The organism is Anabaena sp. CCY 9910, from assembly GCF_963920875.1.
Taxonomy (GTDB): Bacteria; Cyanobacteriota; Cyanobacteriia; order Cyanobacteriales; family Nostocaceae; genus Trichormus; species Trichormus variabilis.
This window is the reverse complement of the sequence record NZ_CAWUDJ010000074.1, coordinates 1-18,549: the sequence shown is the minus strand read 5'-3', so window position 1 is coordinate 18,549 and position 18,549 is coordinate 1. Positions and strand designations below refer to the sequence as shown.

Annotated in this window: 13 protein-coding genes; 2 read left to right on the top strand and 11 right to left on the bottom strand. The window is 42.8% G+C overall.

The genetic code is table 11. The features are described from left to right. Nucleotides 1–2: 2 nt before the first annotated feature. Together ACM5QX_RS28375 and ACM5QX_RS28370 are read right to left on the bottom strand one after the other, a co-directional pair. Entirely contained in the window at nt 3–671 is a 669-nt protein-coding gene (locus ACM5QX_RS28375) for an SDR family NAD(P)-dependent oxidoreductase (protein WP_414756560.1), read from the bottom strand. Between the two features lie 14 nt (nt 672–685). Continuing rightward, nucleotides 686–1,360 carry a GNAT family N-acetyltransferase gene (locus ACM5QX_RS28370; RefSeq protein WP_414756559.1) on the bottom strand — a complete coding sequence of 225 codons (675 nt, stop codon included), beginning with the start codon at nt 1,358–1,360 and terminating at the stop codon, nt 686–688. A 121-nt stretch (nt 1,361–1,481) separates the two neighbouring features. Between ACM5QX_RS28370 and ACM5QX_RS28365 the strand changes: the two genes are divergently transcribed. After that, entirely contained in the window at nt 1,482–2,072 is a 591-nt protein-coding gene (locus ACM5QX_RS28365; RefSeq protein WP_414756558.1) for a TetR/AcrR family transcriptional regulator, read from the top strand. Nucleotides 2,073–2,269: 197 nt separating this feature from the next. Here ACM5QX_RS28365 and ACM5QX_RS28360 read toward each other — a convergent pair whose 3' ends face one another. The 6 genes from ACM5QX_RS28360 to ACM5QX_RS28335 all read right to left on the bottom strand — a co-directional run bounded on the left by ACM5QX_RS28360 (nt 2,270) and on the right by ACM5QX_RS28335 (nt 16,233). Then, on the bottom strand, nt 2,270–6,487 hold the full coding sequence (locus ACM5QX_RS28360) for a DEAD/DEAH box helicase (RefSeq protein WP_414756557.1): 4,218 nt from the start codon (nt 6,485–6,487) through the stop codon (nt 2,270–2,272). A gap of 21 nt (nt 6,488–6,508) precedes the next feature. Beyond that, a complete protein-coding gene (locus ACM5QX_RS28355; protein ID WP_414756556.1) occupies nt 6,509–7,714 on the bottom strand; it encodes a glutathione S-transferase family protein in 1,206 nt (401 codons plus the stop codon). An 88-nt stretch (nt 7,715–7,802) separates the two neighbouring features. Then, nucleotides 7,803–8,753 carry an RpoD/SigA family RNA polymerase sigma factor gene (locus ACM5QX_RS28350; protein WP_414756555.1) on the bottom strand — a complete coding sequence of 317 codons (951 nt, stop codon included), beginning with the start codon at nt 8,751–8,753 and terminating at the stop codon, nt 7,803–7,805. Between the two features lie 145 nt (nt 8,754–8,898). Further along, nucleotides 8,899–10,314, bottom strand: coding sequence for a hypothetical protein (locus ACM5QX_RS28345; RefSeq protein ID WP_414756554.1), 1,416 nt, complete (start codon nt 10,312–10,314; stop codon nt 8,899–8,901). A gap of 137 nt (nt 10,315–10,451) precedes the next feature. Next, entirely contained in the window at nt 10,452–10,832 is a 381-nt protein-coding gene (locus ACM5QX_RS28340) for a hypothetical protein (protein ID WP_414756553.1), read from the bottom strand. Nucleotides 10,833–10,935: 103 nt separating this feature from the next. Next, complete coding sequence (locus tag ACM5QX_RS28335) at nt 10,936–16,233, bottom strand: hypothetical protein (protein WP_414756552.1); 5,298 nt, start codon at nt 16,231–16,233, stop codon at nt 10,936–10,938. A gap of 39 nt (nt 16,234–16,272) precedes the next feature. On the opposite strand from ACM5QX_RS28335, the gene ACM5QX_RS28330 reads away from it, so the two are divergent. Further along, nucleotides 16,273–16,812: a hypothetical protein gene (locus tag ACM5QX_RS28330; RefSeq protein WP_414756551.1), complete on the top strand. Its 540-nt coding sequence runs from the start codon at nt 16,273–16,275 to the stop codon at nt 16,810–16,812. A 77-nt stretch (nt 16,813–16,889) separates the two neighbouring features. Here ACM5QX_RS28330 and ACM5QX_RS28325 read toward each other — a convergent pair whose 3' ends face one another. The 3 genes from ACM5QX_RS28325 to ACM5QX_RS28315 form a co-directional block, all read right to left on the bottom strand. Beyond that, entirely contained in the window at nt 16,890–17,276 is a 387-nt protein-coding gene (locus ACM5QX_RS28325) for a hypothetical protein (RefSeq protein ID WP_414756550.1), read from the bottom strand. A 179-nt stretch (nt 17,277–17,455) separates the two neighbouring features. After that, the gene (locus tag ACM5QX_RS28320) at nt 17,456–17,875 is read right to left on the bottom strand and encodes a hypothetical protein (protein ID WP_414756549.1); all 420 of its coding nucleotides are present in this window, start codon (nt 17,873–17,875) and stop codon (nt 17,456–17,458) included. Further along, on the bottom strand, nt 17,872–18,267 hold the full coding sequence (locus ACM5QX_RS28315) for an ATP-binding cassette domain-containing protein (protein WP_414756548.1): 396 nt from the start codon (nt 18,265–18,267) through the stop codon (nt 17,872–17,874). The genes ACM5QX_RS28320 and ACM5QX_RS28315 overlap by 4 nt, the downstream gene beginning before the upstream one ends. Nucleotides 18,268–18,549 lie beyond the last annotated feature (282 nt).

The following is an 18,549-nucleotide window of genomic DNA, read 5'->3' as shown; positions in this document are numbered from 1 at the left end:
AATCAAGAAAAGCCGTCGTAGAACGACGGGGCTTGTATCCCATTCTTTTGGTCAAGAATGCGAAGAAGATCCCCTAGAGGGATCGCTTCACCATCGGTCAGATTCCCTGCTGCAAGATCCGCCAACACTTCGGGTGTGCCAACGTTGCCAGGGTTAATTACAGTTATACCGATTTGCTGCGCTCGCAACTCCTCGCGCAAGGAATGCACCACTCCCCGCAGCCCAAACTTAGATGCACTATTGGCAACTTCCCTTCCTGGGAAATTATCTCGACCTGAGAGCGCCCCCATGAAAATGATTTTCGGATTGTCGGATCTTCGCAGGGCAGGCAGTAACGCTTTCACCAACCGAATTGGCGCTACCAAATTGACTGCAATTACTCGGACAATCTCCTCATCAGAACACGTTTCAAAGCGGTACTGAGGGGTAAACGCATGGGTTTCCCAGGTTCCACCCATGTATAGCAAAGCATCTAAGGAGTCATCCCTAATCGCTGTGACAACCGTTTCTATCCCTGCCAAATCAGACAAATCTGCCTGCACCCATTCACCAACCGGAGCCACTGTACGAGACACCGCTAATAGGCGATGGCACTGGTCTATCAAATGTTCTGCAACCGCAAGTCCAATGCCGCGACTTGCACCTGCTACCAGAATTGTCTTAAAAGACATTGCTGTTCTCCTATCTAGTTGAGGCTCAGACCAAACTTTGTAACTCCTGGAAACTCAATATTGAATTGTTCCGAGAAGTAATCCGCGTGAAAGGTTTGATAAGGTTTAAACCCAATAGATTCGTAGGTATGGCGAGCTACTTCATTGCCATTGATCACCATAATTCCTGCAAATTTATGCTGCTGCGCTCGCCCCTCCTCTAGCAAGGATCTGAGTAACACTTTGCCAAAGCCTTGCCCCCGCGCGAATGGTAACACGGCAACATTTTCAATAATCCAGGTTGCTTGGGGTGTTAAAAAAATTGGTCGCAAATCACCTCCCCAAAGCGCCATATAACGAGCATGAAAAGTGGTTAAGTTTTCCCTAGACCACTTCAACTCGTGGGCGATCGCTTCCAGACAAGACAGACGCAATGGGCAGTAGTCTTCTGTACCAGGCACATAACCTGCTGCGGCTGCAACGGGTTTGCCCTCAACCTCCAAAATCAGAAAATCTGCTACGTTGCCCCAATTAGAAGCATCTGTCCTCAGTTCTGCCTCAATAAACTGCAAGGCAGTGGTTCCAGTACCATCCAACAGATTTTCCCAAAAGCAGTGATTCAACGGCGGCAAAGAAGCCTCATACTCAATTCTGGCAAGGAATGGAATATCGGCATTTGTTGCTTTGCGGGTGTTTAGCGTGGTTGACATTAAAGCTCCTTTGAGGAAATTCTCTATAAAAGATACAATCTGTATGTATCTCAAAATAGAGGGAAATTCTCTTTTCTGTCAAGATACATACTGTTTGAATGTTACATCTGAGCGATTCATCATGCCTGCTAAGTTGACCAAAGCTGAACAAACTCGACGAACTCGACGTGCCATTCTTGAGCAAGCGCGTCACTTATTTGCAACAAAAGGGTATGCCGCTACAGGAACCGAGGAAATCATCAGTGAATTAGGGATTACACGAGGGGCTTTGTATCACCAATTCAATGATAAGGTTGGGGTCTTCAAAGCAGTCATTGTTGAAGCCTACAGCGAAATAACAGACTACATCCAAACTAAAATCCGACCGCTTGATGATAATTGGCAGCAGTTAGTCATTGGCTGTCAGGCATTTCTAGAAGTTGCTCAACAGGAGGAACTGCGGCGTTTGGTGTTCATTGAAGCTCCAGCAGTTTTAGCAGCAGACGATCTAGTTGAAATTGATCAATATGGTTTTGGTTTGCTCCGAAAGTCAATCCAGATAGCTGTGGATGAGGGCAAGTTAAATACAATCGATGCAGAGGGGTTTGCTCACTTGGTGAATGGCTCGCTAAATGAGTTAGCTGCTTGGGTTGCACAGTCCAATGATCCTGATCGGTTGAAAACAGCACAATACTTGGTTGAGACGTTACTCACACGGCACCAGAGTAAATGATGCTTATGTGACTTTTATGCAGATTGTCTGGCGATGGCGTTCCGCACACCGTAGGTGATCAGGTCATGTTCATTTTTCACGCTCCAAGTACAAAGCAGCGTTTGCTTCTGGGTGTTCAGAAGAGTGGATAGGGCTTGGTTCTACTTGGTTGAGTTCTTCCCCCAACCTTGAGGAGTTTCATTGACTGCTCCCCCAAGTCAACCTCCACTAATCAGTTCTAACAAGGCTTCCGTTGATATCTTGCCACTCATATCAGCACCTTCCAAGAGGCTATCTGCTAAGTCTCGCTTGTGGTGATGCAATTCTACAATCTTTTCTTCAATCGTATCCTTTGCTACTAAGCGATAAATTGTCACCGGGCGTTGTTGCCCAATACGATGGGCGCGGTCTGAGGCTTGGTCTTCCACTGCGGGATTCCACCAGGGGTCTGTATGGATGACATAATCGGCAGCAGTTAAATTGAGTCCTGTACCTCCCGCTTTGAGGCTAATGAGAAAGACATCGCCGTTCCCTGCTTGAAACGCATCCACCCTTTTTTTGCGCTCGGCTACGGTAGTGCTGCCATCTAAGTATTGATAATTAATACCTTGTTTCTCTAAATAATCTCGGATGATGTGCAGATGGTCAACAAATTGACTAAACACCAATGCCTTATGGCGATTTTCCAACAGTTCACCCAGCACCTCGCCAAAAAGTTGCAACTTGGAACTGGATAATTCAGTGTCAGGCATAACTAGGCTGGGATTACAGCAAGCACGACGCAGTTTCATAATCTCAGCTAGAACTTGCAAATGTTTATTTCCCGCTTCTGCACTACTTTCGCTGAGTTTAGATATCGCCTGACGACGCAATGCTTCATAGAATGCTTTTTCTTCCCGACTCAACTCCACATGAAGTAAAATTTCGGTGCGGGAAGGTAACTCTTCTAGCACCTGATTTTTTGTTCGTCGCAACAGAAATGGTTGAATCAGTTTTTTGAGTTTATTGCGTGCTTGTTTATCCTGATATTTTTCAATGGGGACAGCAAAGCGTTGATTGAAGCTTTCAAAAGAACCCAATAACCCAGGATTAATAAAGCGGAACAGATTCCACAATTCACCCAGGTGATTCTCAATGGGCGTTCCAGTAGTCAGCAACTTAAAATTAGCTTTTAGGTTCATGGCAGCCTGGGAACGTTTAGTGGTCATATTTTTGATTGCCTGGGCTTCATCTAAAACAATGGTTTGCCACTGTACCCCAGAGAGCATTTGCGCTACTTCTTCTTGCTGCAATAAACCATAACTGCATACCAACATATCCAATGGTTGTAAACCATCCAGTAATTTTTGGCGGTTAGCACCAGTAAATTGAATAATATTCAAGGTTGGGGCAAACTTCTGGGCTTCACTTACCCAATTCATGCACACAGACGTGGGGGCAATAATGAGGCTTGGCCCTTCATGGGCATTTCTCAGGATAACTGCCAAGGCTTGAACAGTTTTACCTAGTCCCATTTGGTCTGCCAAACAAGCGCCTACACCCCAATGAGCCAGCCGCGCCAGCCAACAGAAGCCATCCATTTGATAGTCACGTAGTTCCGCCCCAAATGTAGACGGTAATTCTGGTTGCAGGTTTTTCATCTCCTGGAGGCGCTGGATATGGGTTTTCCAGTGTTTGTCTGTTTTTACCTTACCGACTTCATCGACAAAATCCTCTAACCCTAATGTTGCCAGTGGGTGAAAACGGATCCCTTTACTGTGTTTTTCCGAAAATAGCCGCAATTCGTCCAGGCGTTTGCGAAAAGCTTGGGTTAAAGCCAGAAATTGACCATCACCAAGGGGAATAAAACGGCTGGGGGTTTTCTCCAATAGTGCTAGGAGTTGCTGCATATCCAGCACGAGGTCTTGATTCAATTTCAACTCACCAGTAGCTGCAAACCAGTCTTGTTGACGTTGAATTGATAAATTAAAGTCTTTCAGGTCTGCTTGGTGGCTAACACGCAGTTTTTCACCTTCTGGCCATGCCATGACTACGCTGTTTCCCAATGCTTGCAATTCTAGCAGCAGTTCTAAACATTCCTCTGGGTCTTCTATCAGCCATTCTCCATCTCGTTCTTCTGTGCGAGTCAAGGTAGGACAGGCAGCTACAGCGTCTTTGGCTAGTTGCTTCTCTTTCGGCAGATTGCGTCTGGTTTGCAGACGTTTACCCTCAATTTCGGCAATGACAGTTTCACCACCAGCACCAGGACGGTAATAGGGGCCTCCTTGGGCAAAGGGACGGGACAAAATGGTGACTTTCAAGCCCGTGTTAGCAGGTAACAGGTGAATATGGGGGAGAGTTTGGGCGGGTACAACTTCAGCTCCTTCTGAGCCGCCACCGATGTCAGAATGCACGGTGACGATGCCAGAGACGGCATTAATGGCTGCCAAAACTTGTTTCTCGGCGATCGCCGGCACATTTAATTTATTATCCTTACCAAGGATCTCTGTAATCCGTCGATGTTCACTAGTAATTTCAATGACTTTAATACGGGTTGGAGTTTCTTTAATATTCAGAATATTTTGTGATGCTGGTAACTTGGGAGAAAATTCCAAGGTGAGACGACCAAGTTTTTCTTTTTTGACTAGTAGTTCCGGTTCTCCTTTGACTATTTCTACACGCACATTGGGGGTATCTTCCCAAAAAACTAACGGGTGTCCAATTAAGGCACAGATGGCTTTTTCGTTGAACATATACTCAACTTTGCCATAATAGGAACCATCGCCGTATGTCTCAATACAACTACATACCCGCATATCTTGGGGTGTGATGTAATTAAACTCAGATAATCCACTGCTCAAGCGCTTGATGGCGATGGGACGACCTTTACTCCACTCGCCTTTGGCATTAACTTTCTGTTCCCGTGGTTGCACGACACATCTGTTGCTAGAGAAGGTAATGAACCATGCTAAACGTAGTTCTGACTCTGCTTTTGGCTGTGTTTGTGGTTCCTTCTGGAGATTGGCTAGGGCATTGAGACACATTTCCCATGCTTCTTGGGGTTGAATGAGGTCTACGATAGTTTGGATACCGCTATCTTCTCGCAGTGTAGCTGCTTGTTGATCATAATTACTACTAGGTTTGAGCCGGGATAGGAGTTCTGCGGTTTCCATTGCCAACCAGTGATGACCGGAGGCGAGCGATCGCCTATATAATGGCTCTAATAAATTTGGTAAGCGTTTTTTAGCACTATCCGCATCCATCCAGTAAAGGCATAGTGAGCAAAACAATGTTTGTAAGCTCTGTTCTTCTTCTACAGGAGAAATATGAGAACTGACTACAAATTGTTTTTTGGTAATATCACCAAGGTGAACTTGCAGTACCATTTCTAGTCTGGCATAAATAAACCTCAGCCAATGCTCTGATTGGCGGGAAGTCAGATTGGCATAATCTTCTGCCTGGCGCAGGCTTTGCGCTGAACCATCTTTTAACAGAGCTAGGATGAAAAATAAACCACCCATAGTATTAAAATATACTTGGCGTTTGCCTGTAGCTTTTTTTAGGGCTTTGAGAGCATCTGTATAATATTTAATAGCTTGGTCGTTCTCACCCCGCAGAAAACTCAACCAACCCCAGTAAACGGCAGCATTATGTTGATATTCATCAGATATCTGCTCCAAACTCTCTTGTGCTTCTTGGCTACAACCACGTAACAGCAATTGCTCTGTTAAAATCAAGTGCAGAGAATCTGAGCGATGTTTTCCATCTGTAGAGCATTCTGCTTCCAGCAGCACAAACGCATCTTCGGACGCAGACAATTTTAGTGTGGCATTGAGCAGGATACTAGATATGCAGCTTTCAAATAATCCTTGCGGTAAGGTATGCAGCCAATCTGCGTCAAATGGATTATTGCATATCTGCTCTAATATCTTTTCTATGGCTAGTTTTTCTTGGCTATAACTGTATTTCTGGTAGTCTTCAATTTGCTTATTAATAAAATCTGGGTTTTTACGGTAAAAACCTATGCGGATTTCTCTAATACACTGGCGTAAGCTTTGGAACATTCGAGATTCGTTTTGCCAGTGCTTCCGGATGGGTAGCTTTTCCTCAACTACTGTGACCAGGGTTTCAAACTGTCCTGTTTGGACAGCATGACGAGTCGCTATTTCTGTGAGTAAAGGATGGCATTCAATGCTTGATCTACTTTCCTGTATTAATAAGCCTGATTTTACCAATTTATCAATTTGCAAACTGAGAGTTTTCGTACCCCAAGGTCTATTATTTTCATCTAAAGCGCCTGTTTTACTAATACAACTTAAAAATAAATTTTTGTCTATAGGTGCATAAATTACCGCAAACAATTGGATAATTTTTTGTACGCAAGGGTGTAACTCAAAATATTTCTTAGCAAGTAGTTTTGTTTGTATTTGGGAAGAATTAGATGCAAAATCAGTCATATTAGTTCAGGTCTTTAAGTGTCAATTTCTGACAAAGTTAGACGGGTTTTGATCTAGTCGATGTTTAGTGGGAATAGGTTCTGGCTGCCCATCACCTACAAGGGCTGCTGTTTTCTCTAGAGATTCCCTAAATCGCTTGGCTGCGTAGATAGACATATCTCGCGGTACATTAATGCGATCGCGCAGATATCGTAGAGCGACATCAGATCCCGGTGGAGGTACACAGTTAATCCCTGTCATCATGTGTGTTAAAGCACAACGTAGGGCTTGATCAAACAATTTATCATCTAAGGGGTTGACGCGGATAATATTAATCCGGTGTTCGATAGTTCTTTGAAGAGCTTCCATACATGAGTTTTCGGGTTCTGGATAAGTAACATCTGGTAGCCCGAACCAGGGGCCGTGATCTACCCTCGCCTTATTGATCAGCATCTGGGTTTCGCCATTTTCCCAACAGCCCCCCATCTGGGGCGGCAAATCATGTACATGGGTGTGAAAGTCACTCTGGGTACCGCGATAGGTATCTCGGCTTTCCATTGCCGCAAACCATGCGCTTAAACGAGTGTTTTCCTCCCGCAGCGAGTAGCCCTTGTAGTAGTAAAGGCTCGCGTTCATCCGTTCTACATAAGGCGTGAAAATGACATCGACGATGCCGAAGTCATCTAGAAAATAAGGGCTTGACGTGCGACCTAGCGCCTCCTCGACCTTAGCTACCACTGTGATAAATTGCTCTCGATTGCGTTTTTCTTGTTGAGCGGAAATTACTGGGTAGCACAGCCAAGCGCACCAAGCTCTAAATAAAAGTCGTTCTAATTGCCGTAGAGGCATTACCCTGCGGTCTTCCATTCCTTGACTCAATGTCCCAAAAACTTTTTCCAAAGCGATCAAAATGTCATCGCTTTCTTTAATAATCCGTCCATCTAGCTCAATCGCCGGGAGCATACCTGATGGAACCTTACGGGTGTACCAACTTTCTTTCTCCCCGTAGCAGAACATTGTCACTTTTTCGATCCGGTAGGGGATCTGCTTTTCCTCTAGCCATAACCAAACTTTTTGACAGTAAGGACACCAGGCATGGTTATCGCGGTACAGTGTTAAGCGTACTTCAGATTCGGGCTGATTAAACAGGCGCAACCGGGCTTTAGCGTTGGTCAGTCCATTAACAGTATCTATTTGATAGTTCGTGAGGGTTTTTAGTTCCTCCCAGCTTAAGGGTGCGGTAGTCATAGGATGATTTGCATAGGGCAATACTTAGGGCTTTTCTTGACTCTACAATATTTTCAATTACACAAGCACAGCCTTCACAAAGTAATCATCAAGAAGTTAGATACTGCCCAATCGATGGCTGTTGACGACGCAGAGCAGTCATTGCTTGCTGCTGGATTTGACGCACTCGCTCTCGGCTAAGATTTAGCTTTTCGCCAATTTGAGCTAGACTTTGCTCTTGGTTATCCAACAGTCCAAAGCGTAAGATTAACACTTCGCGTTGCATTGGCTTGAGTGATGCTAACAAATCACTTAGGTCTTGGCGCAACATTTCTTGAGCATTGTTTTCATTTGGCGAAATACCCTCCGAGGCTAAAAGTTCGCTCAGTTCTGTTTCTTGGTTATCCCCCACCTTCAAATCTAGAGAAATTGTCCCACTGGCAACTTTCAGGTATTCTCGAATTTGATTGGGTTCTAACTCCAATTTTTGGGCAATTTCTGCCACAGTAGGACGGCGGCCTAGCGTTTGAAAAAATTCTCGCTGTACCTTTTTAATTTGATTGAGTTTTTCGTTAACGTGAATCGGCAAGCGAACTGTACGAGATTTTTCGGCGATTGCTCTTGTGATTGCTTGAGTTACCCACCAGTATGCGTAGGTTGACAGCTTGTAACCTCGGTTGGGATCAAACTTTTCTATCCCCCTTTGCAACCCAATCGCACCTTCTTGAACTAGATCTAAGAACTCTAAATTACGACGTTGATATTTCTTAGCTATGGAAACTACCAGCCGCAGATTTGCGGTGATCATCTTTTGCTTGGCTCTTTGACCAAGCTCAAGTATTTGATTGACTTGAGCTTCAGTTTTGTTGAGGAAATTCGCTAATTCTGCCGTTGTTGGTTCTCGATCCAGTTTTTGACTAAGTTCATGCTGTTGCTCTTGGAGGGCAATCATTTGCTGTACAAGCCTGCCATAAGTTATTTCTTGGTCAGAAGTTAACAAAGGAAACTGACCAATCTCTTGTAAATAGATGCGTACCAAATCAGAACTCAGGCTAGACATACAGTCCTAGTCGTTCTCCACAATTACATAAGATTCAAAGTATATGGCAAACAGCCTTGAAAAAAATATCAACCACGAGGTGTAACTTTGTGTAATATGCGTACTTCTATCTACAAATAAATCTCCAAAAAATATATTTCATCACCTAGCTCTGTGGGGTAAGTAACTTCACATCCCATGTATAAACGCCTTTTTCCCCTGGCACTCTGGAGAATATGCCTGTACGATGACCACGCGACAGTTCATTGAGTACACTGGTTTTTACTTCCTTGATTTCATCCGGGTCTAGTTCTCCATACAGTGCTTCCATCACTTGAGCCACATTAAACACTTTCCCTGGGTTTTGTTGCAGCATAGTAGTCAGCGCATCAATTACAAACTTACCCTCAAATTCCCCCACCATTGGCACAGCATTCGCTTTGGATTGTGGAGAAGGTTTTTTGTTGTTTCCCTGTTTAGAAGAACTACTTTTACGATTCGACTTAAGCAATTTTAAATTTATAGTGTAATAACCCGACTTCCCTGGAACCAAAAACCATCTGCCGCTATTTTTTCCCTGAGTTAATGTTGATTGGACTCTACCTCTAACTATCTTCCAAATACTTGGCTCTAACTCACCATACAACGCACGCGCCACAAAATCCACATGACATATATTGCCTGGATGTTTTTCTAAAAGCTTTTGTACTGCTTCTATGCGGCTGAGTCCAAAGTATTCCTCCAGCATAGGAATCTCTCCCAAAGAACGCTGTTTGTCCTGAGTTTGCTGTGCGTTCTCTTGTTCGCTAGATATTGATTGTGGCTGTTGATGTTCGTTTTCGGTGGCTGTTGATAAACTCTCTGTTTCTACGTTGTCTGTCGCTGCCTCGGAGACATCCTCAGTTTCTACAATTTTATTGTCATTGTCTGAGGATAAGTTCACTTGGACAACTGTAGCTGATTCATCAATAGCTAACTCTTCGTTATCTTCCTGGCTTACAGATGATATATCAGTTTCTATCGTGTCTGTGACTGGCAGTTGTATATCATTAGATTCCTCTTGCTCTCCCTGTGCTTCTAAAGTGTCATCCCCTTGAGCTAAAGATAAGTCTTCTTGAGCGGAGTTCAATTCTACTGCGACGGTTTCAGCTTCACTAATCGCTTTGCTATTGTCTTTTGATAATGTTTCCACAGCAATAACATCTGGCTGTGGAATCTCTACCTGGGCATCACTATCAACTATAGCTAAAGATAAATGCTCTGTTTCTACATTATCAGTTGCGTTTAAATCGGTATTAGTGTGGGTTAACTTAGTCTCAGTTTCTGAAACTGTTTGGCTAACGTTTAAAGTGTCCTTCCCTTTTTCATTCGCAGTGACCGCAGCAGCCACCTGCTCTGGTGTTAAGCGATTCATCTGTTCGCTTGACTTTGCTGGCCAGTTTGCTAATAACGCTTCTACATGATTGAGATTATCTAAAGCTTGTGTGTATAACCTTTCATACTCTTCTACGAGGGGTGCGTAATAATCACGTAATGCTAACAGTGTGGAGACGAAGTTTTGCGGCGGAGTCTTTAATTGCATCTAAGTATCATTCTAGTTGGTTATTTTAGATCAAACTCCAAAAAAATTCGGCTATGTTTGTTAAAATCAGAATTGAATAACTGCGTTTCCAAAATATATCTGCCTTCTATCTATCGACTCTATCACTTTTAGACTATCTATTGAAGAACTTCTGCTCTTTCAATAATAAACCATTCATGATACACAATCGCTATGAAAAACTCCTCATTCTTTAAGCGATCGCATACTGCCATAAAACCAGAGAAAAAGGGGTCATCTTCATAGGTAGTATCCGAGAGAAACAAAGTAACAGAATTTTTTCCTTCGCTCCAAATTGCACGCAATACACGTATATTTGGGTGATGTGATTTATCTACAGGTAATAATACTGGACACCCTTCAATTTCGATAAATTCTGGCTCCTCACATTTCAAAACAGATTCCCAATCTTCTGGGCCTTCGTGCTTTTCAATAATCCTATCCCATCTAACCGACTTAATTCTTTCTAAAGTTTCTGATGATAAATCAGATAATTTCATACAAACTCCAAGTTTTTAGGCTTAATATGTTCCATATTTTGATTTTAGAAAATCTGCACTTGTTCTAACTCTGTTGTTTCCATAATTAATCTTGTTCTAAAGACTACTGCTGAATTTCACTTTCCTGAACTTGAGATTTAGATAAAATTGCCTGTGCCTGATTGTTAGCTTGCTCAAAAGCTTGTAATATTTCCTGTGTAACTTGATTAGTTTTCACCTTCCCCGATTCCAAGCTGAAAATTAACTGCCCATCTTTGTGAGCGATCGCTAAATCTTTGCGCTCGGCATTGAAAGCCAAATCGTAGAGTTTACCCCTAACCACAGTAACACCATCTTGGGCAGGCTGTCCCCAGACCATGCCAATCCTCTGCGCCATTTCAGTGAGCCGACTGATGTTCTCCAAGTCCAAGTTATCTTGCTGCATCGCGGCGTAAGCTTGAACAGATAAGGGCTGACCCGCTTTAAAGGCATTGCCTATTTCCACGATGCGATTTTTGTATTCATCAGGCTTTCCTAAGTTATGAGCATTGTTGTACCAATTGCGTAGGTCTTCAATTGTCACGGGGGGAGTAGGAGAGGTAGGGGGAGCGGAGGAAGCAGGGGAGGAAATGTTAGTAAATTCTTCCCTTGCTCCCCCTGCGCCCAATTCTTTCCCTATAGGTGTAACTTGGTTTTGTGCTTGAGGAAAAGGCACAATTTTACCGTTAACATAATCCCCCAATGGTTCCATGTGCATTCCCCATACTTGTGACTTTCCCGTAAATAGTTCTGGCAATGCTTTGGGTGAGTGTTTCTCCATATCTGCCCATTGCTGCTGATAGTTGGGGTCGGCAATCATCTGTTGGGTGATTTGATACTGTCTGCCCACAAGAATGGCTACTTGTTTACCCCCTCCAGAGGCAATTGCAATATCACCCTCCTTAAATCCATACTGCTTGTAGGGTTCATAAGCTCTGGTAGTGTGCGTTCTACCATACCCCCTCATAGCATCAATGCAACTATTCACTGGCAGGGGATTGTTTTGACCATACATCATCAACGGGTAGTTCATGGGAATTGGCTTACCTGTAATTACAACTTCGTTTGCTGATGGTGCAAATATTGGTGTGGATGCGGGTGGATTTGGCGAAGTCTGTTGTTCAACTTGAGGAAACGGCTGTGACGGCTGTAAAGACTCAGGACGGTTCGGCAGCGATCGCACTACATCCTGATACTCTTGAAGTGATTCAATCACTGCGCCAAATTTCTTAGTCATCGCCGTACTAACTTCTTCAGGGATAGTTGAATTAACCAAGTTAAATACCGCCAGTCCCTTTTTCGTTTCTAGGGGAAAATCCTCTGGGGGCATCTGAGTGAGTGCAATATTCTTCTGGGTCAACCACTTGGTTACAGCCTCCACCTTGTGATTATCAACTGCCATCTGTGTGATGCCAAGCATTTTATCTTCCCGGCTGGCAAATAGAATCGTCGGGCGCTCTTTGATTTTGGTCAATATCGGTGCAGTCTTCTCTTGGAGAAGTTGCTGTTCTTGGTTGAGTGCTTGAGTGCCAAAAGCCTGAGATTCCTTTGTCCAACTTTTGGGATACTTAATACTCTCTGGGTCTACTTTTAGTACAGTGGTCGAGAAATTACTTTGGAGGGTTGCTTGCACCTGTGTCAACTTTCCCGGTTGTATAGCGCCTATTTCCTTAAGAGCTTCCTTATCTTTTTTGAAAAATAACACCCCCAACGGCTGACCATTCAGGAACACTGCATCCTTGACCTGGGTTTGTGAGACAACTAAAGTCAGCTTGCGGTATGAGTCATCATTAAATGTTTGCCCTTTGTAGTCATACTGCCCAATATTATTAATTTTTAGTAAATTCCCATTTGGCGATTCGGCCAGCATGAAGGAGAACTTTTCATTAGAAGAAATTGTTTTTAACTTGAGGTTAAAGGGTTGACCGTCTTTAACTTTATTAAATGCTTGCAATTGTTTCACCGAATCCGCATCTAGTTCCCCTAGCGTTTTCCCTTCTAATTTAATTTTTACTGTTTGGTTTGGGACTGAGTTTGTCCCTATTTCTAATGTTGCCGACTCGCCATTAAATGATTGTCCTGCATAAGCGAATTTACTAATTTCTCTAACGGTAACATTTACCTCCGGCTTTCCAGGTATTGAGATTGTGGCATTGGCTGTGTATGTTTCACCAGGGATAATATTAGCTAACGCTTGAGTACCAATTGGTAGCTGTCCTGTTCTTGGCTCCAGCGATGCGTATTCCTTGTACTCGCCATCAGTATCTTGTACAAACGCTAATCTTAAACCGTGGCGCTTATGTCCCGGTGGGTGAGGAGATGCCCTGATTTCAATCGGGTATTTCTCTTGGGGATTCCATTGTTTACCACGGAAATTGTTGGACTCTTCACTCAAAGTTCCCAATGTCAACTCTTTAAATTGCAACTGCTTTAGTTGAGCTACTATCTCATCCCCAAATGCTGCAAATACAAAATTGGGGATTTTTTTGACAATTTCTTTTTGGCGGGTATCTTCATCAACCGACTCTGCTTCATTTTGGGTTGGCTTATCCGTAGCTCTATTTTCTAGTTCATCCTGTCTTACCGCCCCAACACTCCACGCCGCCGCCGCCGATAACCTCTGCTCTGGTGGTATCCTTTCGCGCCATGACTGGGCGTACTGGTTAGCCCAGTCAAACATTAGCTTTGTCTGACTACGGCTTAGTTCGGGCTTCAATTCCACAAGTATTGCATTATTGGTAGCCATCCCTGGCTTGAGATTGTAATCGGCCACTGACTGCTGGCTAACCGTTCCCAGCTTGCGGTAAGCGGGTTTACCATCATCTGTCAGTTCATCATCAATTTGCGCGCTTGCTAATAATTTATGCAGTCGTTCTTTGCTGGGGTCGCTGTCTATCGTTTCCAGCTTTAGGTTTATCGTCTGTGCCTTCCAAATACCGGGATGCCCATAGCGTGTGAGGTTCGTTACCTCAATTTGTGTTCCTTGTTGGGTTTGGATAATAGCCGACGGGCCACGTTCTGTTTCCCGTCTGATTTCCATCCTTACCGCCGCATTGAACAGTCGGTCATACTCGTACTTGGCGGCGATCGCTTCTAATCTCTGCTGCGGTTTGAACTCTACCCCTTTAAATAAATCTTGAAACTGAACGATGGGACGAGATTCTAATTGTGAGGATTGAAAATATTTGTTAGTTTGGTTAATTAATAATTCTACGGGAGAATAGCCTGTGGTTTTTATTCCCTGAGTTAAATATGCTGTTCTAGATTTTTTATCTTTAATATAATTAACATCTCGATATAAGTAGCGATTGTTCTCTTTAATTAACCCCATTTCTGGCGTTTTAGAGCTTTTAAACAGGTCTACTGCTATCTGGTTTTGGTAACACCCGTATTCAATCATCTTTCGGTACATTTGGCGGTTCGTTTCCATCGCCTGAAGTATGATGGAGGGTGTTCTTGAGGCTTGAGCTAGTGTTACAACAGATTGTATATATGGTCTATACTCCTCTCTAATTGGTTTTGGTTTTTGGTAATTCTCAGCCTCTAATAAACCTTGGTAATGATTTGCTACTTGATCTAAGTATTCTGATTTCTGTTCAGGTGTACCATAGGTTTTTAATATTTCTATCTCTGACTCTAAAGCTTCTAAAGCTGTCACTTGATTATTAATTACCCCGACGCTAATACTATCGCTCATGTGGATAGCTATTTCTTCAAATGGTGGCTGTGTTCCATCCCCTCTGTAGAATGATTGTTTTTTCAGCTTGACTGTGGGAGCATAAGCATTTTCAAATTGGTTCCTGTACTCGGCTTCTGCTGTAAAATTAGGGTACTTACTCGCTAATTTCACACCAATACAGTCACCATCAAAATCCCTACCCTGGCGTTCTGACTCGGTTTCTAATGGTGCTATTTCCGGTTCTTCAAGTCTTGCTAATATGCGCTTATGGTCTTCATCATTGACTACGATAATACCTTGCAAATCAGTAGCATCTGGAGCTAAACAATCATCAATAAGTTTATTAGTTGAAACGCATAACCCATTAGAATTGAGGAATGGCGAACGGAAGTTGAGAACCTTTTCTCCATCTTTCAACCAAGGTACACAGATTTCACCGTTTTTTAATTCTTTTGAGGGAATAATCATACCTCTGTCGAAAGTTAGCGTTCGCCCAATAGCAATTTCCCTCCATTCATTTTGCACAAACCGGCTTAACTCTTGTCGGACTTTTTCAGTTTCCAGGAGTTGATTATGACCCCCTACTAAATCAGCTTTGATGATTTTATACATTAATAAATCATCTTTTGTAGCTTGGTCTACATCATCACTTATTTCAAATTGTTCCTCTGCTTCATTCCAACTCAATAGTTCTAACTGTTTAGTAAATGTTACATCAGCAAACTGTTCATTAATTGTTTGCTGTAACGAGGTTTTCTGTTCCTCAGTGAAAGCCTTACGTTTTTCATATTTCTCGCAGTAAAGTTGTGCTACTTTCCTGGGGTCGGACTGCATTTCGGCTAATTTTAGGGATTGTGCCTCTAGTTCCTCAGCAAAGTCTTTAATACCTTGAGGAAATGATGCTAACAACTGGGATATCGCTGTTTTACCGCGCTGGGATTGTGACTTTTCACCTAGCCAGATTTTCTGTTTGTATAACCCTGGTTTTATCTGCGGCTTACTTGGGCTACCAGGGCGATCCTTGTCTGTTCCTTTGAAGCTGGATAGAGGGAGAATTATATCGATTTTGGGTTCGTTATTTTGATCTGCATATTTTAATTCTTGTAAGTTATATGGTCGTAGTGTCCCTTTCCCAAACCTGTATTTAGCATCTTTTCCATCAGTCTCTTTCCATCCAAAGCGATGTTGAATGACGCGGTAACTTTTATCTGACTGCTCTTCTCTTTTAGTTAACTTTTCATAAAGCTGGGTTGATATTTGCCCATAGCAATCTCCTACCATTTTATAGGCTAAATCGTTTGATAATATATTTCCATTCTCACCATTAGAATCATCGACAATCAAAATATTTAATTCTTCGTGAATTGAATTTTTACAACCACCTAGAAAGATGGAGCCGTAAGCCCCCCTGTCTTTCCTGTCAGGGCATAATTTATTAATTATTTCTAGGCATTCAGGTGAACCATACAGTAATCTAGTTTTGGATGATAATAATAATGTATGTCCATCTGGATGATTTCTTAAATCTTCTGCTGTACTATGTTCATCTATATGTCCAAAAGAAAATTGTTTGCCTGGAAAGTAAAACTCTAGTAGAGTATTATCTAATTTTTCAGTTAAAATTGAGTCAGGATTCTTATTATCTCCGTCAGTATGAATCCACTGATTTAGTCTGGTATCAAAATGCTTAAACTCAAGAGACATATTTTTATTTAAGTATTCAAAAATTTTCAGGAGTTTAATATGTCAGGAACAAGAATTAAACGTTGGCTAAATATGCACGGTAAAGAATTTTTAGCTGATGGAACTTTAAAGCTTGAAGCTAGACAGCAAATGTTAGCCCAAGGTATTAGTGAGGGAGCTATCGATAGTTATGCCCGTAGATTAAAAATCAAATATGACGAATGGAAACACCTGGACGAAACCGACCCCGAACCCTGGCCAGTGTTCACCGCCTACGATTTCTTCACCCCCACAGAGAAACAACAGTTCAACCCAGATGGCTCTCTCAAGCCCGAATATAGGGAGTCTGAACTGGCACTTGGCATAAGTGAAAATTGGCTAGACGAAATGGAACGGCGCAAAAAGCTAGAGGTTGATAACTATAACGAGTTGTCCGCATATTACGCCCAAAGAGGCATAAACTTTGGCAAAGAACAAATGGAAGAAAGGTTAGCTTTCAGCCTGACTTATCCACAGCGTGTCAAACAGATGGAGCAAGACTTACGAAACTGTGAAGAACCCAGCAGTTTACCATTCGATAAGGATACTTCCTGGTTTTGAGCTAAATTTTCCGGCTATTAATAAGCTGAAAGTGTTGTATCCTCAATACTTTCAGCTTTTTTAATGTCCATGCGCTGCTAAGGAGCCTGCCCCTGCCGTTGGATCGCTTGTGGGGTTGCTTGCGGGATTTGTGAACGCACAACTGACTTGTTGGCGGCGGCGGCGAGGAATGCAAACATTCCCAGAATAGCGAAAGATGTAATAATTACTTGCTGTACAGATGCAAATACTGATTTTTCTTTTTCTTTTTGGACAGCAATGCGATTAACCTTCTCTTGAAACGCTGAGAAATATAAATAATTTAATACTTGTTCACACAAGGTAGGGTCTTCGCCTGCTTGTACTTTTTGGCACAGGAGAGTTTCTAGCTTTTCTCTGCGGCGATCGCTCGTACATAAATCGCGCTCATCCCACGGTTTTACTTGGGTTGTATCGGTAAGTTTTTCAATACCTAATAAAGTCATAATTATCGCCTCATGTTTGAGTTAGTAGAGGTAATAGGTGTAATTGATTCCTCAACTACACCAACTTCTGGAAAATCTACCTAACTCAAGAAGTTTAAAGGCGCTTTCAAAAAAGAACTAGCAACTTTGGTACTGAAAAAATCGGTACTGGAGTTGCTAGTAAAATTGACGAATGTATGCTAAATTTCCCACTCCATATCTTCGGTATCTTGAGTTGGAGATAGAGATACAACCTGTGTCTTGGATATTGGTTGAGGTGAGTCAGGCTCCAGAGGGTTAGTTCCATCTTGAAATATTTCCTGAGCCAAAGTCCGTCCATCACCGTCAATGTCGCTGCCCAGAAAATACTCCAAAACCTGTGATGGCGCACCATCAATTGCTGCTTGTGCTAGTAAAGATTTAACAAATTGGGGAGATGCCTCACTAGCAGCCAACACTTTCAACGTCTGTTCGGCATCAGAGACGGTCATTTTGGAGATATCTTTAACACCCGCTTCTTCCCACACATCACGGAAATACTGCTGATACTGCTGATTGAAGTCTTGCTCTTGGGCGAAACGGGCTAATTCTTGTACCTGCAATTGTGTCGTTTCGGTCATATTAATTTGCTAATTGATAGAAAGGCCACTCGAAGCTGGGCGGCAAACATGAATGCTTCCCATACAGATAAATCAAGGTGAACTATGTCGTCCTGGGGAACATAACCGATGAGGTTCTTGAATGCGTGATAATTCTTGTACAGGTCAACCCCATCAACTAACACTTTCCCCCTAGCGCGTCGTTGTCCGTTAAGTGCATCAATCAATGTGGATTTTCCCCCACCACTTACCCCAGCAATGACAATAAACTCGTTAGGCAAGAACGACAGCGAGATTTCATTAAGTAACGTTGTTGAGGCGAGTATAGGGTGGCTATATTTTCTCAAGTCGATGGCATCTAATCTTAGTCCGGCTCTTTCTCTATATGTATGAGTTTTTGCTTGAATTGGCATAACTGTTGGCGGTATTGAAACAAACTTTTTCGCTTTAATTCCGTCCTAATCTCGACCTCAATGATGACCTAGTGGATGTAGACGACGATTCTCTGCCTAATAGAGCGAACGCCTACTGTAGGAAACACCATTCAAAGCCAAACCCTTACAGTTCAAGGTTTTGGCGATGTTAGACAGAATGTCTGTCTAACACAAACAGCATTATCAGCAATAGTTGTCGCACAAATCAATACCGTTGCCAAAATAAGAGCATGAAGAGGTAGGGCGTTTCGTAGTAGAGTT